This is a genomic window from Modestobacter sp. SYSU DS0904 (assembly GCF_054051115.1).
Genome location: NZ_JBJHAQ010000010.1, coordinates 12,154 through 32,208 on the forward strand (window position 1 = coordinate 12,154; position 20,055 = coordinate 32,208).

Here is a 20,055-nt window from a genome sequence, read left to right on the forward strand (position 1 = left end):
GCCCTCGACGACGAGGGCAGGAGGAGGTCCCCGTGCCCGTTCCCACCCGCGGCGCGATCCTGCGTGAGGCCCCCGGCAAGTGGGAGGTCACCGACCTCCTGGCCGACGACCCGCGCTCCGGCGAGATCCAGGTGAAGCTGGCCACCTCGGGCCTCTGCCACTCCGACGACCACATCGCCACCGGCGACATGCCCAGCGGCCACTACCCCATCTGCGGCGGCCACGAGGGCGCCGGCGAGGTGATCGGGGTCGGCGCCGGCGTCACCGACATCAAGGAGGGCGACCACGTCGTCTTCTCGTTCCTGCCGGCGTGCGGCCGCTGCCGCTGGTGCGCCACCGGCAAGCAGTACCTGTGCGACTCCGGCGCCAACATCGGCATGGGTTCGCGCTGGGACGACGCGGAGAGCTTCCGCTACTCCCTGCCCGACGGCACCCCGGTCGGCCAGATGTGCGGGCTCGGCAGCTTCTCCGAGGTCACCACGATCGACGTCCGGTCCGCGGTGAAGATCGCCCCCGACATCCCGATGGACGTCGCCTGCCTGGTCTCCTGCGGCGTCGGCACCGGCTTCGGGACCGCCACCCAGGCCGGCGCGGTCGAGCCGGGCGAGACGGTGATCGTGATGGGCATCGGCGGCATCGGCATCAACGCCGTCCAGGGTGCGGCCTTCGCCGGCGCGAGCCACGTCATCGCCGTCGACCCGGTGCCGTTCAAGCAGGAGAAGGCCCGCGAGTTCGGCGCCACGCACGCCTTCGGTGACATCGAGGAGGCCGCCGACTTCGCCCGCAGCGTCACCAACGGGCAGGGCGCGGACAAGGCGCTGGTCACCGTGGGCGTCACCACCGGCGAGCACGTGGCCGCGGCCCTGGGCTCCGTCCGCAAGGCCGGGGTGGTCGTGGTGACCGGGCTCGGCCCGGTCTCCGCCGTCGGCCTGCCCATCTCCTCGATGGACTTCACCCTGTTCGGCAAGGAGATCAAGGGCGCGCTGTTCGGCGACCAGAACCCCACCACCGACATCCCGCGGATGCTGCGGCTCTGGCAGGAGGGCAACATCAAGCTCGACGGCCTGATCACCAAGCGCTACCGGCTGGACGACGTCAACGCCGGCTACGACGACATGCACGCCGGCAAGAACCTGCGCGGCGTCATCGAGTTCGGCTGACCCGCCCGATGACGACGACGACCTCCGCCGTGAACGGCGCCGCCCGCCTGGACGGCGTGGGCATGGTGCGCACCGCCCGGCAGCGGGTGGTGGCCCGCGTCCGGGAGGCGGAGGTCGTCGCCGCCGCGCTGGCGGCGGGCCGCAACGTGGTGCTGGAGGGCCCGCCCGGCACCGGCAAGACCACCCTGCTGCGCGCCCTCGCCGACGGCACCGGGGTGCCGCTCGTGCTGGTCGAGGGCAACGCCGAGCTCACCCCCACCCGGCTGGTCGGCCACCACGACGCCTCCCGGGTGCTCACCGAGGACTACCGCCCGGAGAACTTCGTCCCCGGCCCGCTCACCCGGGCGATGACCGAGGGCGCGCTCCTCTACGTCGAGGAGTTCAACCGGGTGCCCGAGGAGACGATGAACGTGCTGCTCGGCGTGCTGTCCGAGCGCGAGATGCACGTGCCCCGCTACGGCCGGGTCACCGCCCAGCCGACCTTCCGGCTGGTCGCGGCGATGAACCCGTTCGACGCCGTCGGCACCGCCCGGATCACCCCGGCGCTCTACGACCGCTCCTGCCGCGTCGCGATGGGCTACCAGACCGAGGACGACGAGCGGGCCGTGGTGACGACCGCGACCGGCGGCCCCGCGCTGCTGCTGCACCGCGCGGTGCGGGCGGTGCGGATCACCCGCGACCACCCGGAGCTGCGGATCGGCTCCTCGGTGCGCGGCGCGATCGACACGGTGCTGATCGCCCGGGAGCTGGCCGGGGTGCGCGGGCTGGAGCCGAACGACGAGGAGGTCGGCGTCGACGCCGCGCTCGCCGCGCTGACCGGCAAGGTCACCGTGTCCGACGGCCTGACCCGCCCGGTCGAGGACGTCGTCCGCGACATCTGGCGCCGGGCCGGTGAGGAGCTGGGAAAAGACTGACCCCCGGGCCCGAGCCGGGGGAGTCCGCGCCCGCGCCCGCACCCGCACCCCCGCCGCCGCCCGCGCCTCAGCCCGACCGGCTGGCCGACCCGCCGGGACGGCGGCCGGCGCAGCCCGCCCCGGTCACCGAGGACGCCGACGTGGAGGCGCTGCTGCGCGAGCAGCGCACCCCGCGCGCCGGGCGGGCCGAGCTGGCCCGCGCGCACCCGGACCTGCCGCAGGTCAGCCCGGAGGCCGGCCAGCTGGACGAGGCCGCGCTGGCCGAGCTCGCCGGCCGGGACCCCGATGCGGCGGTGCGGCTGCTGACCGCGCTGGGGCGCGCGGTCGACCCCGCGCTGCGGGCCGCCGCCCGGGCGCTCGCCGCGCGGCTGCCGGTGACCGCACCCCGCCGGGGCCTGCCGGACCGGCCGGGCAGCCGGCGGGTGGTCACCCGGCGCGACCCCACCGGCTCCGACGTCGACCTGGACGCCACCCTGGCCGCCCGCGGCGCCGAACCGCACTGGCGGGCCGAGCACCTGCACACCCGCGGCTGGCGGGCGACCGGACGGGCCTGCGTGCTGCTGGTGGACGCCTCCGGCTCGGTCGCCGGCGACGAGCTGGCCGCGGCGGTGCTCACCGCCTCGGCGCTCACCCAGCGGATGCGCCCGGGCGACGAGCTGGCCGTCGTCGCCTTCTGGTCGACGGCGGTGGTGCTGCAGCCGCTGTCCGCGGTCGCGCGGCCCGAGCTCGTCGTCGACCGGTTGTTCGACCTGCGCGGCGGCGGCACGACCGACCTGGACCTGGCGCTGCGGACGGCGGGCCGGGAGCTCGCCCGCACCCGGACGGCGGCGCGGGACGTGCTCCTGCTGTCCGACGGGATGCCCACCGACAGCCCCGACCCCCGCCCCGCGGCGGCCGCGCTGGTCCGCGCGGGAGCGCGGCTGCACGTGCTGGGGCTGTCCACGGACCCGGAGTCGGTGGCGAACTGCGCGACGCTGGCCGCGGCCGGCGGGGGCCGCAGTGCACCGTTGCACCGCCCCGCGCAGGCCCCGGCCGCGGTCCGCGCCCTCTTGGACTGAGCGCCCTGCTGGACTGAGCGCCCTCTCGGACTAGCCGCCGGCGCCCAGCTGGCTCGGGTCGATCGGCGCCTCGGGGGCGGTGATGTCGAACTGCTCGCCGTGCTCGCTGAAGGTCAGGGTCTCGCTCTGCTCGCCGGTGCTCACGACCTGCAGCGGGTACGGCTCGCCCTCGGCGGCGACGGCCAGGGTGCTGCCGTCGGTCCGGGTGACGACGACGACCGGCTCACCCTCGAACTCGTCGGTGGCGACCTCGTCCTCGACCCCGGCGGTGGGGGTGCGCAGCTCCTCGACCAGGGTGTCGAGGGAGAGCTCCGCGAAGCTGGCCGCGGCGTCCTCGGGGAGGACGACCCAGGAGCCGTCCAGCTCGGCGGCGAGCTCGGTCGGCACGCCGGAGGCGGTCCAGTAGTCCGCCGGCGCCTGCATGTAGAACACGCCGCCGGTGCGCAGCAGACCGAGAGCCTGCCCGCCGACCTCCACGCTGCCGCTGACGTCGTCGCCCTGCATGAGCAGGTCGATGCTCGACATCTCCGCGCCGACGCCGGTGCTGCCGATGACGTGCACCGAACCGGCCTCCTCGAGGGCGTCGGCGGCGGCCGCGGAGACCTCGGCGCCGGTCTGGTCGGCGAGGTCGGGCTCAGTGCTGGTCTCCGAGGCGGACGGCGACGACGACTCGCCGGACGACTCGTCGGTCGATCCGCTGTCACCACCGCAGCCGGCCAGCAGGACCGCGGTGAGTCCCGCGGTGGCGCCGGCGGTGGCCAGCCTGCGGATGTGCATGGGGTCTCCGTTCCTCGGTGCCGTGGACCCGCCCGTCGCGCCCCGACCAGGGCATCATCCCCGGTGCGCTGATGCACCACTCACCGGCGCACCGGCGGCCGGACCGCCACCGCCGCCCGCGCGGCGTCCAGCGGCACCGCCGAGCGCAGCACCGCCGGCCCCAGCCGCAGCGCGCCGTCGGTGCGCGGCGCGCACCGGATCCCGCCCCGGCCACGCATGCCGCGGTGCGCGCCCGGGGCGAGCACCCGGTCCAGCCAGGCGCACGGGTGCGCCGGCCGGCCGCCGGCGAGCACCAGCTCGCCCTCGCCGCAGTCCAGGCTGAACTCCGTCCCGCGCAGCGCCTCGACCTCCGCGCCGCGCAGGACGACGTTGCGCCGGGTGGCCAGCGGGTCGAGCCGGCCGGCGCCGAGCTCGGCGGCGAGCGCCTCCACGGACTCCACCGCGAGCACGGTCACCGACGCGTCCCGGTGCGCGGGCTTCCCGAAGTAGCGGTCACCGACGACGCCGAGACCGGCACGCACCTCGATCCGGTCCCGCCGCTCCACCGGCCGCGCGGCGACCGCGTCGTCCGGCCGCCCGTCGTACCGGTGCTCCGGCGACGCGAGCAGCCCCACGACCTCGACGTCGTACCGGTGCGGGAGGTCGCTGCTCACCGATCCGCGGTGCGGTGGATGGGCCCGGCGACCTCGGCCAGCCGCTCCCCCGTACCGCCCCAGCGGCCGGAGATGATCTCCGCGGCGATCGAGATCGCCGTCTCCTCGGGGGTGCGGGCGCCCAGGTCCAGCCCGATCGGCGAGGCGAGCCGGTCCAGCTCGGCGGTGGTGAGCCCCGCCTCGCGCAGCCGGTCCAGCCGCTCGTCGTGGGTGCGCCGGGAGCCCATCGCGCCGACGTAGGCCACCGGCAACCGCAGCGCGACCTCCAGCAGCGGGACGTCGAACTTCGGGTCGTGGGTGAGCACGCAGAGCACGGTGCGCTCGTCGATCCGCCCGGCGTCCACCTCGGCCTGCAGGTACCGGTGCGGCCACTCGACCACCACCTCGTGGGCGTCCGGGAAGCGGCGGGCGGTGGCGAACACCGGCCGGGCGTCGCAGACGGTGACCCGGTAGCCGAGGAAGGCCCCCACCCGGGCGACGGCGGCGGCGAAGTCGATCGCGCCGAAGACGACCATCCGGGCCGGCGGGGCGAAGGAGGAGACGAACAGGGTCAGCTCGTCACCGCGCCGCTCGCCGTCGTGGCCGTAGGTGAGCGTCGCCGTCCGGCCGGCGGCGAGCATGCCGCGGGCGTCGTCGGCGACGGCGTCGTCCAGCCGCTGCAGCCCGAGCGTCCCCGACGAGCGGTCGGGCCAGAGCACCAGCCGCTTGCCGAGCCGGTCGTCGGGCCCCTTGACGCAGGTGACGACGGCGACCGGCTCGTGCGCGCCCACCGATGCGGCGACCTCGCCGAGCTCGGGGAACGACTCCCGGGACACCGGCTCCACGTACACGTCGAGGATCCCGCCGCAGGTCAGGCCCACGGCGAGGGCGTCGTCGTCGCTCACGCCGTAGCGCTGCAGCGACGGCGTCCCCGTGGCGACGGCGTCCCGGGCCTCCTCGTAGACCGCGCCCTCGACGCACCCGCCGGAGACGCTGCCCACCGCCGTCCCGTCCGGGCCGACCAGCATCGACGCGCCCGGCGGTCGTGGCGCGGACCGCCAGGTGTCCACCACGGTGCCCACGCCGACCGTCTCCCCGGCCTGCCACCACCCGACCAGGTCCTCAAGAACTTCGCGCATCTGCGTCCTCCCGTCGTTCGGCCTCGGTCGGAGGCTCGCCGCGAGCTTGCGAGTGGTGAGTGGACCGAGGTCCTTCAGGCACGCGTGATCACCCCTGCCAGCTTCTCGAATGCGGCCAGGCTGTGCCCGGCGACGAAGTGGTCGACCGACGGCAGCGCCGCCACCATCCCGCTGGTCAACGGCTCGTAGCCGGACCGGCCCTTGTGCGGGTTCACCCAGACGACGGCGTGCGCGAGCCGGTGCAGGCGGGCCATCTGCTCGCCCAGCAGCTCCGACCCGCCGCGCTCCCAGCCGTCGCTGCAGACCACGACCACCGCGCCGCGGGCGGTGCCGCGCTGGCCCCAGCGGTCCAGGAACGCCTTGAGCACCTCACCGATCCGGGTGCCGCCGGACCAGTCGGGGATCGCCGCACCCCCGGCCGCCAGCGCGCGGTCGGGGTCGCGCAGCCGCAGCTCGCGGGTGACCCGGGTCAGCCGGGTGCCGATGGTGAACACCTCGGTCGACGCCGGGCGGGCCCGGACGGCGGCGTGCGCGAACCGCAGCAGCGCGTCGGCGTAGGGGCTCATCGAGCCGGAGACGTCGATCAGCAGCACCACCCGGCGCGGGCGGGGCCGGGCCCGGTGGTGCACGAGCCGGCGCACCTCACCGCCGTCGCGCAGCGCGGCGCGGACCGTGCGCCCCCGGTGCACCGACCCGTGCGGCGACGGGGCCCGGCGCCGCGACCGACGCATCGGGGTGGCCGGGGCGAGCAGCGCGAACAGCCGGCGCAGCTGCTCCCGCTCGGCTCCGGTCAGCTCGGCGACGTCCCGGTGCCGCAGCACCTCCTGGCCACTGGCCCGGGTGGCCAGGTCCGACGGCTCCTCGCCGGGCTCGCCGGCGTCCCCGCTGCCCAGTGGGGCGATGTGCGCCACCCGCGGGGGTTCGGCGGGCGCACCCCGCCGCAGGCGCGGCGCCTCGCCGGCGAAGTAGGCCGCGAACGCGGCGTCGTAGCGGTCGAGGTCGTCGGGGCTGCCGCACAGGGTCAGCCGGCCGGCCCAGTAGACGGCGGCGGCGTCGAGGACGTCGAGGTGCGCCACCGCGGCGAGCATCGCCTCGACCCGGTCGGGCGAGGCGGCGACCCCGGCGTGCCGCAGCGTGCGGGCGAACCCCAGCACGGTCGAGACGACGTCAGCCACCGAAGAGCGCCCCCCGGGCCAGCGAACGCACCCGCTCGCCGTCCTCCCGGTACTTGAGCACCGCACCGAGGGTGCGGGCGGCGGTGTCCGGGTCCAGCTCCCGGGCACCGAGCGCGTGCAGCGCCGAGGCCCAGTCCATCGCCTCGGCCACCCCCGGCGGCTTCATGAGGTCCAGCGTGCGGAGCTTCGCCGTCGCCCCGGCCACCTGGCGGGCCAGCGACTCGGTCACCTCGGGCAGCCGGCGGCGCAGGATCGCCACCTCGCGGTCGAAGTCCGGGTGTTCCAGCCAGTGGTAGAGGCAGCGGCGCTTGAGCGCGTCGTGCACCTCGCGGGTGCGGTTGGAGGTGAGCACGACCAGCGGCGGTGTCTCCGCCCGGATGGTGCCGAGCTCGGGGACGGAGATGGTGAAGTCGCTGAGCACCTCGAGCAGGAACGCCTCAAACTCGTCGTCGGCCCGGTCGACCTCGTCGACCAGCAGCACCGACGGGGAGTCCTCCAGCGCCTGCAGCAGCGGGCGGGCCAGCAGGAAGCGCCGGTCGTAGAGCCCGGCCTCCAGCTGCTCGGCGTCACCGGTCGCGTGCGCGGCCTCGGCGGCGCGCAGGTGCAGCAGCTGCCGGCCGAAGTCCCAGTCGTAGAGGGCGTGGCTGGCCTCCAGGCCCTCGTAACACTGCAGCCGGTACAGCGGCCGGCCGGTGACCTCCGCCAGCGCCCGGGCCAGCGCGGTCTTGCCGACGCCGGCCTCGCCCTCCAGGAACAGCGGGCGGTGCATGACCAGCGCCAGGTACGCCGCCGTCGCCAGGCCCTCGTCCGGCAGGTAGCCGGTCGACTCGAGGGCGTCGGCGAGCGCGGCGGGGTCGGTAGGCTGCGTCACGCCCCGCAGCATCCCACCGCGGGGCTCCCCGGGCCGACCAGCCTTCCGCCCGTCAGTCCTCCGCCATCGCGGGCAGGTAGTCCTCGTAGCTGGCGATGACGTCCTCCAGCTCGACGACCTCGGGGAAGTCGGCGACGTCCTGGTGCCGGCGGAGGAACCGCACCGTGCGCCGCACGACGTCCTCCTCGTCGTCGGCGCCCAGCCGGTCGAGCGCCTCGGGGGTGAGGGTGAACCACGTGGTCACGTCGTCGGCCTCGGTGGGCTGCACCACCACGTACTCGCCCTCGCCCTGCTTCTGGATCTCGATGTCGTCGTCCGCCACGGGAGGCCCCTACCCGGGCCGGCCCCGGGAAACGCAGGTCAGGCGGGCGGGGCGGCGTAGGGGCGACCGTCTCCACTCCGGCCCCTGCGATCTGGGTGCCACTCGCTCGGGGGACGATGGGCGGATGCCGGAGACCCCGACCGACGACCTGCCCCTCGGCGACGACCTGCGCGCCTTCATCGACGCCTCCCCCTCGCCGGGGCACGCGGTGGCCGAGATGTCCCGCCGCCTGGTCGGGGCCGGGTTCACCGAGCTCGCCGAGACCGACAGCTGGGCGCTCGCGCCCGGCGGTGCCCACTTCGTCGTCCGGCGGGGCGGCAGCCTGATCGCGTTCCGGCTGGGCAGCGGGGCGCTGGCGGAGACCGGGATGCGGCTGGTCGGCGCGCACACCGACTCCCCCACGTTCCGGGTGCGGCCGCACTCCGACGTCCGGCAGGCCGGGTACCGGCTGGTCGGGGTGGAGCCCTACGGCGGCGGGCTGTGGCACACCTGGCTGGACCGGGAGCTGACCGTGGCCGGCCGGGTGGCGCTGCGCGGTGGCGGGGAGGCGCTGGTCGAGCTGCCGGGGGCGCCGCTGCGGCTGCCGTCGCTCGCGATCCACCTGGACCGCAGCGTGCGGGAGGGGCTGACCCTCGACCCGCAGCGACACCTGGTGCCGGTGTGGGACCGCGACCTGGGCACCGAGCCGGGGTTGCGCGAGGCGGTCGCCACGGCGGCCGGGGTCGGGGTGGGCGACGTCGTCGGGCACGACCTGGTGCTGGCCGACACCCAGCCGGCGGCCCGGGCAGGTGCCGACGGCAGCTGGGTGGCCGCGCCGCGGCTGGACGACCTGGCCTGCTGCCACTCGGGGCTGACCGCGCTGATCGGGGCACCGGCCGGGGAGCGCACGCAGCTGCTGGTCTGCAACGACCACGAGGAGGTCGGCAGCGGGTCGATGTCCGGGGCCCGGGGCAGCTTCCTGGAGGACGTCGTGAACCGGCTGGTGGCCGCGACCGACCCGGGGGACGCCCAGGCGGTGCACCGCGCGATCGCCCGGTCGGTGCTGGTCAGCGCGGACATGGCGCACGCCGTGCACCCGACCCGGGGCGAGCGGCACGAGTCGGCGCACACCCCGCAGCTGGGTGGCGGGCCGGTGCTGAAGGTGAACGCCAACCAGGCGTACGCGACCGACGGGGTGGGCGGCGCGTGGTTCGCCGAGCGCTGCGCGGCGGCGTCGGTGCCGGTGCAGTGGTTCGTCAGCCGCGCCGACCTGCCGTGCGGCAGCACCATCGGCCCGCTGACCGCGACCCGGCTGGGGATCGCCACGGTGGACATCGGCGCGCCGATGCTCGCGATGCACTCGGCCCGCGAGCTGGCCAGCGCCCGGGACGTCCCGCTGATGGTCTCCGCGCTGACCGCCTGCTTCACCGACTGAGCGCACTGCCCTGGTCAGTACGGCGGCGGGGTGGTGACGGCGGTCAGGCCGGTGGGGGTGGTGACGGTGAGCGCGCCGTCGGCGGCCAGCTCGTGCCGCCAGCCGGGCGCCTGGTGCTTGCCGCGGTGGTCGGTGGTGCAGTAGCCGGCCAGGTTGGTCGCGCTGGTCGGGCCCGCCGGGTACGGGACGTCATGGTCGAGCTCGCCGCCGCGGGGCACGCGGCGGCGGCAGCCGGGGAAGCGGCAACGGCGATCGCGGGCGCGGACGAACCGGTCCAGCTCGGCGCCGGGGCGGTAGCCGTCGGTCGCCGGCGGTGGGCGCAGGCCGGGGCGGCCGGTCAGGTCGTGGGTGCACTCCTCGGGGCGCCGTCGGCAGCGCCGGGCACCGCAGTGCGCAGCACGACGCAGCTCGGGGAGGCCGGTCAGCGCGAGGAAGGTGCCGCTGAGCGCGTCGGCGAGCACGAGCCGCGGACGGTCGGCGAGGCCACCGCCGCCGGTGCGGGTCAGCAGCTCGGTGAGCACCGCCCGCTGCTCGGCCGCGGCGGCATCGAGCGCGGCCAGGGCGTCGTCGGCGGCGTCGATCGACCCGGTGCGCCAGGACCTCTCGTCGACGGCGTCGGCGCGGCAGGCGTCGGCGACGGCCCGCCGGGCGGAGCCGAGCGCTTCGCCGGCCGCGCGCAGCTCGGCGCCGGCCCGCTCGACAGCACGGTCGGCCGTCGCCCACCAGCCGTCGGCGGGCGCGTTGGCGAGGTCCCTGAACCCGCCCGGGAGATCGGGCGGCCCGACGTCGTCGGCCAGCAGCCACTGCTCCAGCTCGGCCCACCAGCGCGTCGTGCCGACCGGCTCCTCCCGCCCGTCGGGTGCGTCCGAGGGCAGGGCGCCGTCGGCGGCGCCAGCGACCTCGCCGTCGGCCTCGGCGGTGGCCTCGGCGGTGGCCTCGACCTCGCCGTCGGCCTCAGCGGCGGATTCGGCGGCGGCATCGGCCTCGGCGTCGGTATCGGCGTCGGCCTCGAGGTCGGCTGCGAACCCGGACACCCCGCCGAAGGCCTGCACCAGCGCACGGACCATCTCGGCCGGGACGACCTGGCCGTCCACCTCGCCGGGCGCGTCGCCACCGAGCACGGTGGCGACCGGGGCGACCAGGTGGAGCATCAGCTGCACCGGCGGCAACTCCCGCTCACCGGGGCGGAGCACCAGGTCGAGCAGGCAGTCGGCCATCTTCTGACCGCGGGTGCGCTGGTCACCGGGCTCATCGAGGGCATCGGCGTAGGCGCCCAGCGCCCGGAGGAGAACCTGCGCCTCCGGCGCGGTGAGCAGCGCGACCACCTCGGCCGTGCCGTCGGTGCGTCCGGGCCGGAGGTGGACACCGCGCCGGGCGAGCGCCCGGGTGAGCTGACGGGCCGCGGCCCGGGCGTCGCGGCGGAGGACCTCACGGCGCGCCTTGGCACCGAGCTGCGCCGGCGTCGTCACCCGCCCGGCCGCCCACGCGAGCAGCGCGACCTCGACCTCGGCCCGCACCTCGTCGTCCTCGATCGGGGCGACCTTGTCGAGCATCGGCCACAGGTGCCCACTGTGCAGCGCGCCCGACTCGAGCGCGGCCAGCGTGCGGGGCAACCGGTGGACCAGCGTCAACGACCGCTCGAGCAGCCCCTCGGCGGCCTCGGCGGTGATCGACAGCGCCACGACCAGTTCCCGGGTGGCCCACTCGCTCACCGGACGCAGCACCTCGGCGCGGGCCGCCCAGCGCTCGGGGCTCATCGCGCCGGGCTCACCCTGCGCGCGGTCGGCCGACGCGGGCCGGGACGCGGCGAACTCGGCCACGGCACGGGCGCGCAGGGCGGTCTGCCGCGCGATCTCCCGGTCGGCTGCCTGCACGGCGCCCAGCGGACCCGCCGAGAGCATCACCGGAGGAGCAGGCGAGCCCTGCTCCGCGGCGTCGGCGAGCGTGTTCACGTGTTCGATCATACGTTCGAAGAGGACACTCGGCAAGCCGGTGACCAGCGCAGATGCACCATCAGGCCGGTGGCCGGAAGACCCCGACCGCGCAGCATGACTGCGACCGCCGACAGTTCCCGACGGCCGCGCTGAGCGACTCCCGAGAACGTCGTCCGCCCGCGGCAGGGTCGCGGCAACCAGCGACGAGGGAGGGCGGCCGTGCCGCAGACGGAGTTCACCGAGGGCCTGCACGTGGAGCACCACCGCGACGGCTCGGTACGGGCCCGCGGTCCGGTGGCCGAGGGGAAGCCCGACGGCTACTGGGAGTGGTTCCGACTCGACGGCACGAAGCTGCGCTCCGGGCACTTCGCCGCCGGCGAGCAGGTGGGCGAGTGGACGACGTACGACCGGAGCGGAGCGCCGTACAAGGTGACCACCCACCGTTGACCACCCCGGGCACGCCCTGCGGCACACTCTCCGTCGTGCTCACCGAGGACCGGCAGGACTCGTCGTGGCGCCCGGCGCCCGACCGCTACGACCACACGCAGTACCGCCGGGCCGGGCGCAGCGGCGTCGTGCTGCCCCCGGTCTCGCTGGGCCTGTGGCAGAACTTCGGCGCCGACCGGCCGCTGGAGACCGCGCGGGCGATCCTGCGCCGCGCCTTCGACCTCGGCGTCACGCACATCGACCTGGCCAACAACTACGGCCCGCCCTACGGCGCCGCGGAGACCACCTTCGGGCAGGTGCTGCGCAGCGACCTGGCGCCCTACCGGGACGAGCTGTTCATCGCGACCAAGGCCGGCTACGACATGTGGCCCGGCCCCTACGGTGACGGCGGCTCGCGCAAGTACCTGCTGGCCAGCCTGGACCAGTCGCTGCGCCGCACGGGGCTCGACTACGTCGACGTCTTCTACCACCACCGCCGCGACCCCGAGACGCCGCTCGCCGAGACGATGGGCGCCCTGGACGCCGCCGTCCGGGCCGGCAAGGCGCTCTACGTCGGCCTGTCCAACTACGCCCCGGCCGACCTGCGCGAGGCCGCCGGGATCCTCGCCGACCTGGGCACCCCCGTGCTGCTGCTCCAGCCGCGTTACTCGATGTTCGACCGGCGCCTGGAGGGTGAGCTGCTCGACACCGCCGCCGAGGTCGGGGCCGGCGTCGCCGTCTTCTCCCCGCTGGCCCAGGGCCGGCTCACCGACCGCTACCTCGGCGGCATCCCGGAGGGCTCCCGGGCCACCCGCAGCGCCTACCTGTCCGCCGACGACGTCACCGACGACCTGGTCGCCCGCGCCCGGGCTCTCGACGGGATCGCCGGCGCCCGCGGGCAGAGCCTGGCCCAGCTGGCGCTCCGCTGGGCGGTCCGCGACGAGCGGGTGACCACGGCGCTGATCGGCGCGAGCAGCGTCGCCCAGCTCGAGGCGAACCTGGCCGCCACGTCCGGCCCGGACCTCACCGACGCCGAGCTCGCGGCGGTCGAGGACCACATCGCCCCGGCCGGCGCGACCCTCCAGGTCTGAGCCGGTGGCACCCCGGCGCTGCCCCTGCGACTCCGGCCTGCCCTACGCCGAGTGCTGCGGCCGGCTGCACGACGGCACCGCCGCCGCGGCGACCGCCGAGCAGCTGATGCGCTCTCGCTACAGCGCCTTCGTCGTCGGCGACCCGGCGTACCTGCTGGCCACCTGGCACTCCACCACCCGCCCGCGCACGCTCCAGCTGGACCCGGGCGTGCGCTGGACCGGCCTGGCGGTGCTGCGCACCACCGGCGGCGCCCTGCTGGCGGCCGAGGGCACCGTGGAGTTCCGGGCGTCCTACGTCGTGGACGGCGTGCCCGGGAGCCAGCACGAGGACAGCCGGTTCGCCCGGGAGGACGGCGCCTGGCGGTACCTGGACGGCATCGCCCTGGCCTGAGAGCGCGGGCGGCCACTGTTCACCCGGACGACGCCTCCGGGTTTGTTGCGACCTCTTCGCAAGAGCTACGTTCTTGCGAACTGGTCGCAGCAAGCCCTGGCCGTCCCGCGAAACGGAGCCCCGTTGTCCCCCCGCGCCCCGCTCGTCCTCCTCGCCGCCGTCGTGCTGACCGGCTGCACCGCCCCCGGCAGCGGCGACGACACCGCGGCCGCGGCCGGCAGCGACCGGCTGGTGCTGGCCGACGCCTACGAGCCCGAGCCGCTCAACCCGGTCGCCGGGCACGGCGAGACCGGCTACTCCCGGGTCTACGACGGCCTGGTCCGCCTCGCCGGCGGCAGCTCGGGCATCCCCGAGCTGGAGCCGGCCCTGGCCACCGAGCTGCCGCGGGGCAACGACGACGCCACCGAGTGGACCGTCCCGCTGCGCGAGGGCGTCACCTTCTCCGACGGGACCACGTTCGACGCCGAGGACGTCGTCGCCACCTACGAGGCCGTGCTCGACCCGGCCTCGGCCTCCCCGATCGCCGGCAACTACGCGATGGTCGACAGCGTCGAGGCGGTCGACCCGCAGACCGTCGTCTTCCGGCTCGCCTGGTCCTACGTGCCCTTCCCGACCAAGCTGCTGCTCGGCATCGCACCGGCCGAGGCGCTGGCCACGCCCGGCCGTGCCGAGGAGTCCGCGCTGAACACCGCGCCGGTCGGCACCGGCCCGTTCGTGCTCACCGAGCGGCGCGGCGACCGGACGGTCTTCCGCGCCAACCCCGACCACTGGGACGGCGAGCCCGAGGTCGACGAGCTGGTCGTCGTCTACGTGCCCGACGACAACACCCGCGCCCAGCGGATGGCCGGCGGGGAGTTCGACGGGACGACGCTGCCCCCGCTGCTGGCCGACACCCTCGCCGACGACGACGGGCTGACCGTGGTCGGCCACCCCTCCGCCGACTGGCGCGGCGTCTCGCTGCCCGCCGGCGACCCGGTCACCGGCGACCCGGCCGTGCGGCGGGCGCTGAACGCCGCCGTCGACCGCGAGGCGATCGTCGGGTCGGTGCTCGGTGGGCACGGCGAGGCGGCCTCGACCTTCGTGCCGGCGGTGTTCGGCGAGTACGCCGAACCCTCGGCGGTCTTCGAGCACGACCCGGACGAGGCCCGACGCATCCTCGACGAGGCCGGTTGGGTCCCCGGGCCGGACGGCGTCCGGGTGCGCGACGGGCAGCGGGCGGAGTTCACCGTCATGTACTTCCCGGAGGAGACGCTGCGCCGCGACCTGGCCCAGGCCTTCGCCTCCGATGCGCTGGCGGTGGGCGTGGAAGTCGACCTGGAGGCGGTGGACCGACCGCAGTTCCGACCGCGGATCCCCACCGACGGCGCGCTGCTGGGCGGCGGCGACGTCCCCTACGACCCGGACACCCAGCTCTACAACGCGCTGCACTCCTCCTTCACCGCCGACGGCGTGGGCGGGCCGTTCGACAACCCGAGCGACTACCGCAACCCCACGGTGGACGCCGCGCTCGACGAGGCGCGGCGCAGCACCGACGACGCCGTCCGGGTCGACGCCTACCGCGAGGTACAGCGCCAGCTGGTCGCCGACCCGCCCGCCGTCGTGCTGGTCTTCCTCGAGCACGTCTACGTGGTGCGGGACGGCGGCTGGACCGGCACCGAGCCGGTGCTGGAGCCGCACTCCCACGGCGTCAGCTGGGGCCCGTGGTGGAACCTGGCCGAGTGGCGGCGTGACGGGTGACCCTGATCGACACCCTGGCCGCACGCGTCCCCGAGGCGGTACCCGCGCCACCGGTCCCGGCGCGCGAGCCACGGCGGGACCGGTGGCGGGCCGCGGGGCGGCTGGCCCGCCGGCGGCTGCTGTTCGTCCTCCCCGTGCTCGCCGTCGTCTCCGGCGGCGTCTTCGCCCTCGCCGCGGCCTCCCCGTTCGACCCGCTGGCCGGCTACCTCGGTGACCGGTACCTGACCGCGAGCGCGGAGGCCCAGGCCCGGATCGCCGAGGAGCTGGGCACCGGGCGGCCCTGGTGGCAGCAGTACGGCGACTGGCTGGGCGGGCTGCTCACCGGCGACCTCGGCACGTCCCGGTCCTTCGGCCAGCCGGTCGGCGAGGTGCTCGCCGAGCGGTTGCCCTGGACGTTGCTGCTGGTCACGGTGGCGCTCGGGCTCGCCGTCGTCGCCGCGCTGGTGCTGGGCACCTGGAGCGCGGCCCGCCGGGGCGGCTGGGTCGACCGGGTGGTCACCCCGGTCTGTCTGCTGCTGCAGGCCGTGCCGCCGTTCGTCGTGGCCCTGGGCGCGGTCGCGGTGTTCGCGATCGGGCTGTCCTGGCTGCCGGTCGCCGGCCTCACCGACGCCGGCGCCGAGCTGTCCGCCGGCCAGGTGGCCCGGCACCTGGTGCTCCCCGCCGCCGTGCTGGGCGCCTCCCAGCTGCCGTGGCTGCTGCTCAACGCGCGCCAGTCGGTGCTCGCCACGCTCGCCGACGACGCCGTCGTCGCCGCCCGGGCCCGCGGGCTGAGCGAGCGCACCGTGGTCACCAGGCACGCCCTGCCGACGGCGCTGCTGCCGTTCGTCACCCTGCTCGGCGCCCGGCTGCCCGAGCTGGTGGTCGGCGCCGTGCTCGTCGAGGAGGTCTTCAGCTGGCCGGGGGTCGCTCAGGCGGTGGTCACCTCCGCCGTCCAGCTGGACTTCCCGCTGCTGGCGGTGCTGACCCTGCTCACCACCGCGGCGGTGCTGCTCGGTTCGCTGCTCGCCGACGCCGCCTACGTGCTGCTCGACCCGCGGGTGGCCGCCGATGGCTGACCGCCGCCTGGTCACCGGGCTCGCCGTGATCGCGCTGCTGGCCGGCTACGCCCTGCTGGTGCCGTGGCTCGCCGGCGTCGACGACCGGGTGACCGACTTCGCCGCCGCCCGGCAGAGCCCGAGCTGGGGGCACCTGTTCGGCACCGACTCCGCCGGGCGCGACCTGTTCGTCCGCACCGCCGCCGGGCTGCGGATCTCGCTGCTCATCGCCGTCGTCTGCGCCGTGCTCTCGGTGCTCATCGGCGCACTCGTCGGCGCGCTCTCGGCGGCCGCCGGGGGCTGGGTCGACCGGGTGACCATGCGGGTCGTCGACGCGGTCAACGCCGTCCCGCACCTGCTGCTGGGGATCGTGCTGGTGGCGCTGTTCCGGGGCAGCCTGGTGGCGATCATCGCCTCGATCGCGCTCACCCACTGGACCCAGGTGGCCCGGATCGTCCGCGCGGAGGTGCTGTCGCTGCGCGACCGGGAGCACGTGGACGCCGCGCTGCTGGGCGGTGCGGGCCGGTGGCGGGTGGTGCAGCGGCACCTGCTGCCCGCCGCGGCCCCCCAGGCGCTGGTCGCCGCCGTGCTGCTGCTGCCGCACGCCGTCTGGCACGAGTCGACGCTGAGCTTCCTCGGCCTCGGCCTGCCCCCGCACGCCGCCAGCCTGGGCACGCTGCTGCAGGAGGCCCGCAGCTCGCTGCTGCTCGGCGGCTGGTGGACGCTGGTCTTCCCCGCGCTCGGCCTGGTGCTCGCCACCCTCGCCGTCGCCGCCGTGGGCGCCGCCCTGCGCGACCGCACCGCGCTGCCCGAGCGGGCCGGAGCCCGGCTGTGACCGCGCCGGTGCTCGAGGTCGCCGGCCTCACGGTGCGCTTCCCGCCTGCCCGGCGGCGGGGCGGCACGGTGCACGCGGCCACGGACGTCTCCTTCGACCTCACCCCGGGCCGGGTGCTGGCGCTGGTCGGGGAGAGCGGCTGCGGCAAGTCGGTGCTGGCCGCCGCGCTGCTGCGGCTGCTGCCGCCCGGCACCGAGGTGCGCGGCACGGCGCAGCTCGCCGGGGAGCTGGATCTGCTCAGCGCGCCCGGCCGGGTGCTGCGGCGCACCGTCCGGGGACGCCGGGTGGCGCTGGTGCCGCAGTCCGCGGCGACCGCGCTCACCCCGGTGCGCACCGTGCGGTCGCAGCTGGAGGAGACGGTCGGCGAGCTCACCCCGGGCGCCGACCGCCGGGTCCGCGCCGACGAGCTGGCCACCCGGGTGGGGCTGGACCCGGCCGACCTGGACCGGTACCCGCACGAGCTCTCCGGCGGCATGGCGCAGCGGGTGGTCGGCGCGCTCGCGCTGGCCGGCGACCCCGGCGTCGTGCTCGCCGACGAACCGACCGCCGGGCTGGACCGCCCGCTGGTCGACCGCACGCTGCGGCTGCTGCGCTCGGTGGCCGACCGGGGCTGCGCCGTCCTGCTCATCACCCACGACCTCGGGGCCCTGCAGCGCTCGCCCGGGATCGTGGACGACCTGGCGGTGATGTACGCCGGCCGGCTGGTCGAGACGGGGCCGGCGGACGCCGTCCTGGCCGATCCGGCGCACGACTACACCCGGGCGCTGCTGGGCGCGCTGCCCGCGGGCGGGCTGGTGCCGATCCCCGGGGTGGCGCCGACGCTCACCGACCTGCCGCGCGGCTGCGCCTGGCACGCCCGCCGGCCGGAGAGCGGCGCCTGCGACGGCGGGCGGACGGTCCACGTGGCCGGGCCGCGGACCAGCCGTTGCCGGCCCCCGGCGGGTGCCCGGTGCTGACCCTCACCGGTGTGGTCGCCGGGTACGAGCCGGACCGCCCGGTGCTGCACGGGGTCGACCTGCGCGTGGCGCCCGGTGAGGTGGTTGGGCTGGCCGGGCCCAGCGGCACCGGCAAGACGACGCTGGCCCGGGTCGCCGCGCTGCTGCTGGCGCCCGCCCGCGGCAGGGTCGAGGTGGACGGCGTCCACGCCGGCGGGGTCCGGTACGCCCGGCCGGCCGCGCTGCGCACCCCCGTCGGCATGGTCTTCCAGTCACCGCGCCGGTCGGTCGACGCCCGGCTGCGGCTGCGCGACGTGATCGCCGAGCCGCTGCGGCTGCGTGGGCTGCCCACCGCCGGGCGGCGCGGCGCGGCGGCCCGCGACGCCCGCACCGCCGAGCTCGCCGACCGGGTCGGGCTCACCGCCGACCTGCTCTGCCGGCGACCGCACGAGGTGAGCGACGGGCAGCTGCAGCGGGCCTGCCTGGCCCGGGCACTGGCCGCGCAGCCGCGGTACCTGGTGTGCGACGAGATGACCGCGATGCTCGACGCGTCGACCACGGCAGCGCTGGTCGGCGTCGTCCGGGCCGAGGTGGACGCCGGGCGGCTGGGCGTGCTGGCGATCAGCCACGACGAGGACCTGCTCGCCGTCTGGGCCGACCGCGTCGTCGCCCTGGGCAGCGGCTCCGTGACCCGGGCACCGTGACCGGACCCCCGGACCGGCGGGGTTCAGCACCCCGCCGGATGGGCAGGGCGAGTGCATGTCTGTGACCTTCGTGGTGCTCGGCGGCCGGGGTGACCTGACCGGACGGCTCCTCCTCCCGGGACTGGCCGAGCTGTTCGCCGCCGACGGCGATGGCGGCGGGGACGAGATCGACCTGCTCGCGGTGGGCCGGGCCGAGTGGTCCGACGACGAGTACCGCGACTGGGCCCGGGAACGGCTGGCCGAGCACGCCGGGCACGTGCCGGAGGAGGTCCGGGACCGCCTGGTGGGCCGGCTCGGGTACCAGCAGGGCGACGTCACCGTCGCCGACGACCTGCGGCGGGCGCTGGACCGGGCCACCGGCCGCCCGGTCGTCTACCTGGCGCTGCCCAACACCGTCTTCCTGGCGACCCTGCAGGCGCTCACCGAGGTCGAGCTGCCCGAGGGCACCTCCATCGGCGTCGAGAAGCCGTTCGGCCGCGACCAGGCCGACGCCCGCGAGCTCAACACCGTGCTGCACCGGCTGCTGCCGGAGGACCGGGTCTTCCGCACCGACCACTTCCTGGCGACGCAGACGGTGCTCAACATCCTGGGCCTGCGGTTCGCCAACCGGGTGTTCGAGCCGGTCTGGAACGCCGGGCACGTCGAGCGGGTCGAGATCGTCTTCGACGAGACGCTGGGCCTGGAGGGCCGGGCCGGCTACTACGACACCGCCGGCGCGCTGCGGGACATGCTGCAGAACCACCTGCTGCAGCAGCTGGCCCTCATCGCGATGGAGCCACCGCTCGCGGTCGACGGCGCCAGCCTGTCGGGCCGCAAGGCCGACGTGCTGCGGGCGGTGCGGCCCCCGGCCGACATGGCCCGGGACACCGTGCGGGCCCGCTACACCGCCGGCACGGTCGAGGGCCGGGACCTCCCCGACTACACCAGCGAGGAGGGCGTCGACCCCGCGCGGGAGACCGAGACCTACGCCGAGTACACCGTCACCATCGACAACTGGCGGTGGGCCGGGGTGCCGTTCCGGCTGCGCACCGGAAAGGCGCTGGGCGAGGGCCGGCAGGAGATCGCGGTCTGGTTCAAGCCGGTGCCGCACCTCGCCTTCGGCCCCGCCGCGGCCGGGCGTGAGCAGCCGCAGCCGGACGTGCTGCGGCTGCGCTTCGACCCCGACCACGTCACGCTGGAGCTCAACCTCAACGGCGCCGGCGACCCGTTCGACCTGGAGCGGCGGGCGCTGGACATCGGGCTGCCACCCAACCCGCTGTCGGCCTACGGGCTGCTGCTGCGCGAGATGGCCACCGGCGACGCGACGCTGTCCATCAGCGACGTGGAGGCCGAGCAGTCCTGGCGGATCGTCGAGCCGATCCTCGCCGCGTGGGCCGCCGGTGAGGTGCCGCTGCAGGAGTACCCGGCCGGGTCGGCGGGGCCCACCCGCGACTGAGGCGTCCCCCGGCCGGGGGACATCCCGGCCGGGATTCGTCGTCCCGACGGGGACGCGCCAGGCCGCGGCCA

Annotated in this window: 20 protein-coding genes; 13 read left to right on the plus strand and 7 right to left on the minus strand. The window is 76.3% G+C overall.

Going from position 1 to position 20,055, the window contains the following annotated elements; translation table 11 throughout:
* Window positions 1-32: 32 nt before the first annotated feature.
* The 3 genes from ACI79U_RS08875 to ACI79U_RS08885 all read left to right on the plus strand — a co-directional run bounded on the left by ACI79U_RS08875 (window position 33) and on the right by ACI79U_RS08885 (window position 3,132).
* Window positions 33-1,160, plus strand: a complete 1,128-nt coding sequence (locus ACI79U_RS08875) for an NDMA-dependent alcohol dehydrogenase (RefSeq protein ID WP_457066578.1) — start codon at window positions 33-35, stop codon at window positions 1,158-1,160.
* Window positions 1,161-1,168: 8 nt separating this feature from the next.
* Window positions 1,169-2,074: an AAA family ATPase gene (locus tag ACI79U_RS08880; protein WP_457066580.1), complete on the plus strand. Its 906-nt coding sequence runs from the start codon at window positions 1,169-1,171 to the stop codon at window positions 2,072-2,074.
* Between the two features lie 140 nt (window positions 2,075-2,214).
* Window positions 2,215-3,132, plus strand: coding sequence for a vWA domain-containing protein (locus ACI79U_RS08885; RefSeq protein ID WP_457066582.1), 918 nt, complete (start codon window positions 2,215-2,217; stop codon window positions 3,130-3,132).
* 30 nt (window positions 3,133-3,162) lie between these two features.
* Here ACI79U_RS08885 and ACI79U_RS08890 read toward each other — a convergent pair whose 3' ends face one another.
* The 6 genes from ACI79U_RS08890 to ACI79U_RS08915 all read right to left on the minus strand — a co-directional run bounded on the left by ACI79U_RS08890 (window position 3,163) and on the right by ACI79U_RS08915 (window position 8,048).
* Window positions 3,163-3,909 (minus strand): hypothetical protein, encoded by a 747-nt coding sequence (locus ACI79U_RS08890; RefSeq protein ID WP_457066584.1) that lies wholly within the window; start codon window positions 3,907-3,909, stop codon window positions 3,163-3,165.
* 80 nt (window positions 3,910-3,989) lie between these two features.
* Window positions 3,990-4,562 (minus strand): MOSC domain-containing protein, encoded by a 573-nt coding sequence (locus tag ACI79U_RS08895; RefSeq protein WP_457066586.1) that lies wholly within the window; start codon window positions 4,560-4,562, stop codon window positions 3,990-3,992.
* A complete protein-coding gene (locus ACI79U_RS08900) occupies window positions 4,559-5,680 on the minus strand; it encodes an XdhC family protein (RefSeq protein ID WP_457066588.1) in 1,122 nt (373 codons plus the stop codon). The genes ACI79U_RS08895 and ACI79U_RS08900 overlap by 4 nt, the downstream gene beginning before the upstream one ends.
* A 74-nt stretch (window positions 5,681-5,754) precedes the next feature.
* Window positions 5,755-6,855: a vWA domain-containing protein gene (locus ACI79U_RS08905; protein WP_457066590.1), complete on the minus strand. Its 1,101-nt coding sequence runs from the start codon at window positions 6,853-6,855 to the stop codon at window positions 5,755-5,757.
* Window positions 6,848-7,726 carry an AAA family ATPase gene (locus ACI79U_RS08910; protein ID WP_457066592.1) on the minus strand — a complete coding sequence of 293 codons (879 nt, stop codon included), beginning with the start codon at window positions 7,724-7,726 and terminating at the stop codon, window positions 6,848-6,850. The genes ACI79U_RS08905 and ACI79U_RS08910 overlap by 8 nt, the downstream gene beginning before the upstream one ends.
* 52 nt (window positions 7,727-7,778) lie before the next feature.
* A complete protein-coding gene (locus ACI79U_RS08915; RefSeq protein WP_457066594.1) occupies window positions 7,779-8,048 on the minus strand; it encodes a hypothetical protein in 270 nt (89 codons plus the stop codon).
* A 124-nt stretch (window positions 8,049-8,172) separates the two neighbouring features.
* Here ACI79U_RS08915 and ACI79U_RS08920 point away from each other — a divergent pair, with 124 nt between their 5' ends.
* Window positions 8,173-9,462: a M18 family aminopeptidase gene (locus tag ACI79U_RS08920; RefSeq protein WP_457066596.1), complete on the plus strand. Its 1,290-nt coding sequence runs from the start codon at window positions 8,173-8,175 to the stop codon at window positions 9,460-9,462.
* 14 nt (window positions 9,463-9,476) lie between these two features.
* Here the strand turns inward: ACI79U_RS08920 and ACI79U_RS08925 are convergent, their stop codons facing one another.
* A complete protein-coding gene (locus tag ACI79U_RS08925; protein ID WP_457066598.1) occupies window positions 9,477-11,414 on the minus strand; it encodes a DUF222 domain-containing protein in 1,938 nt (645 codons plus the stop codon).
* A gap of 201 nt (window positions 11,415-11,615) precedes the next feature.
* On the opposite strand from ACI79U_RS08925, the gene ACI79U_RS08930 reads away from it, so the two are divergent.
* From ACI79U_RS08930 to ACI79U_RS08970, 9 genes are all read left to right on the plus strand, one after another.
* Window positions 11,616-11,843 carry a toxin-antitoxin system YwqK family antitoxin gene (locus ACI79U_RS08930; protein ID WP_457066600.1) on the plus strand — a complete coding sequence of 76 codons (228 nt, stop codon included), beginning with the start codon at window positions 11,616-11,618 and terminating at the stop codon, window positions 11,841-11,843.
* Window positions 11,844-11,878: 35 nt separating this feature from the next.
* Window positions 11,879-12,913 carry an aldo/keto reductase gene (locus ACI79U_RS08935; RefSeq protein ID WP_457066602.1) on the plus strand — a complete coding sequence of 345 codons (1,035 nt, stop codon included), beginning with the start codon at window positions 11,879-11,881 and terminating at the stop codon, window positions 12,911-12,913.
* Window positions 12,914-12,917: 4 nt separating this feature from the next.
* Window positions 12,918-13,304: a YchJ family protein gene (locus ACI79U_RS08940; RefSeq protein ID WP_457066604.1), complete on the plus strand. Its 387-nt coding sequence runs from the start codon at window positions 12,918-12,920 to the stop codon at window positions 13,302-13,304.
* 123 nt (window positions 13,305-13,427) lie between these two features.
* Window positions 13,428-15,041: an ABC transporter substrate-binding protein gene (locus ACI79U_RS08945; RefSeq protein WP_457066606.1), complete on the plus strand. Its 1,614-nt coding sequence runs from the start codon at window positions 13,428-13,430 to the stop codon at window positions 15,039-15,041.
* On the plus strand, window positions 15,038-16,096 hold the full coding sequence (locus ACI79U_RS08950; protein ID WP_457066608.1) for an ABC transporter permease: 1,059 nt from the start codon (window positions 15,038-15,040) through the stop codon (window positions 16,094-16,096). The genes ACI79U_RS08945 and ACI79U_RS08950 overlap by 4 nt, the downstream gene beginning before the upstream one ends.
* Entirely contained in the window at window positions 16,089-16,910 is an 822-nt protein-coding gene (locus ACI79U_RS08955) for an ABC transporter permease (RefSeq protein ID WP_457066610.1), read from the plus strand. The genes ACI79U_RS08950 and ACI79U_RS08955 overlap by 8 nt, the downstream gene beginning before the upstream one ends.
* Complete coding sequence (locus ACI79U_RS08960) at window positions 16,907-17,866, plus strand: ABC transporter ATP-binding protein (protein ID WP_457066612.1); 960 nt, start codon at window positions 16,907-16,909, stop codon at window positions 17,864-17,866. The genes ACI79U_RS08955 and ACI79U_RS08960 overlap by 4 nt, the downstream gene beginning before the upstream one ends.
* On the plus strand, window positions 17,860-18,549 hold the full coding sequence (locus ACI79U_RS08965) for an ABC transporter ATP-binding protein (RefSeq protein WP_457066614.1): 690 nt from the start codon (window positions 17,860-17,862) through the stop codon (window positions 18,547-18,549). The genes ACI79U_RS08960 and ACI79U_RS08965 overlap by 7 nt, the downstream gene beginning before the upstream one ends.
* A gap of 55 nt (window positions 18,550-18,604) precedes the next feature.
* Window positions 18,605-19,984 carry a glucose-6-phosphate dehydrogenase gene (locus ACI79U_RS08970; RefSeq protein WP_457066616.1) on the plus strand — a complete coding sequence of 460 codons (1,380 nt, stop codon included), beginning with the start codon at window positions 18,605-18,607 and terminating at the stop codon, window positions 19,982-19,984.
* The last annotated feature ends 71 nt before the right edge of the window (window positions 19,985-20,055 follow it).

Bases quoted from the DNA above. Each gene is read 5' to 3' on its own strand.
- ACI79U_RS08880 (WP_457066580.1), top strand. From the start codon at position 1,169: ATGACGACGACGACCTCCGCCGTGAACGGCGCCGCCCGCCTGGACGGC.
- ACI79U_RS08900 (WP_457066588.1), bottom strand. From the start codon at position 5,680: ATGCGCGAAGTTCTTGAGGACCTGGTCGGGTGGTGGCAGGCCGGGGAG.
- ACI79U_RS08970 (WP_457066616.1), top strand. From the start codon at position 18,605: ATGTCTGTGACCTTCGTGGTGCTCGGCGGCCGGGGTGACCTGACCGGA.
- ACI79U_RS08890 (WP_457066584.1), bottom strand. From the start codon at position 3,909: ATGCACATCCGCAGGCTGGCCACCGCCGGCGCCACCGCGGGACTCACC.
- ACI79U_RS08920 (WP_457066596.1), top strand. From the start codon at position 8,173: ATGCCGGAGACCCCGACCGACGACCTGCCCCTCGGCGACGACCTGCGC.
- ACI79U_RS08955 (WP_457066610.1), top strand. From the start codon at position 16,089: ATGGCTGACCGCCGCCTGGTCACCGGGCTCGCCGTGATCGCGCTGCTG.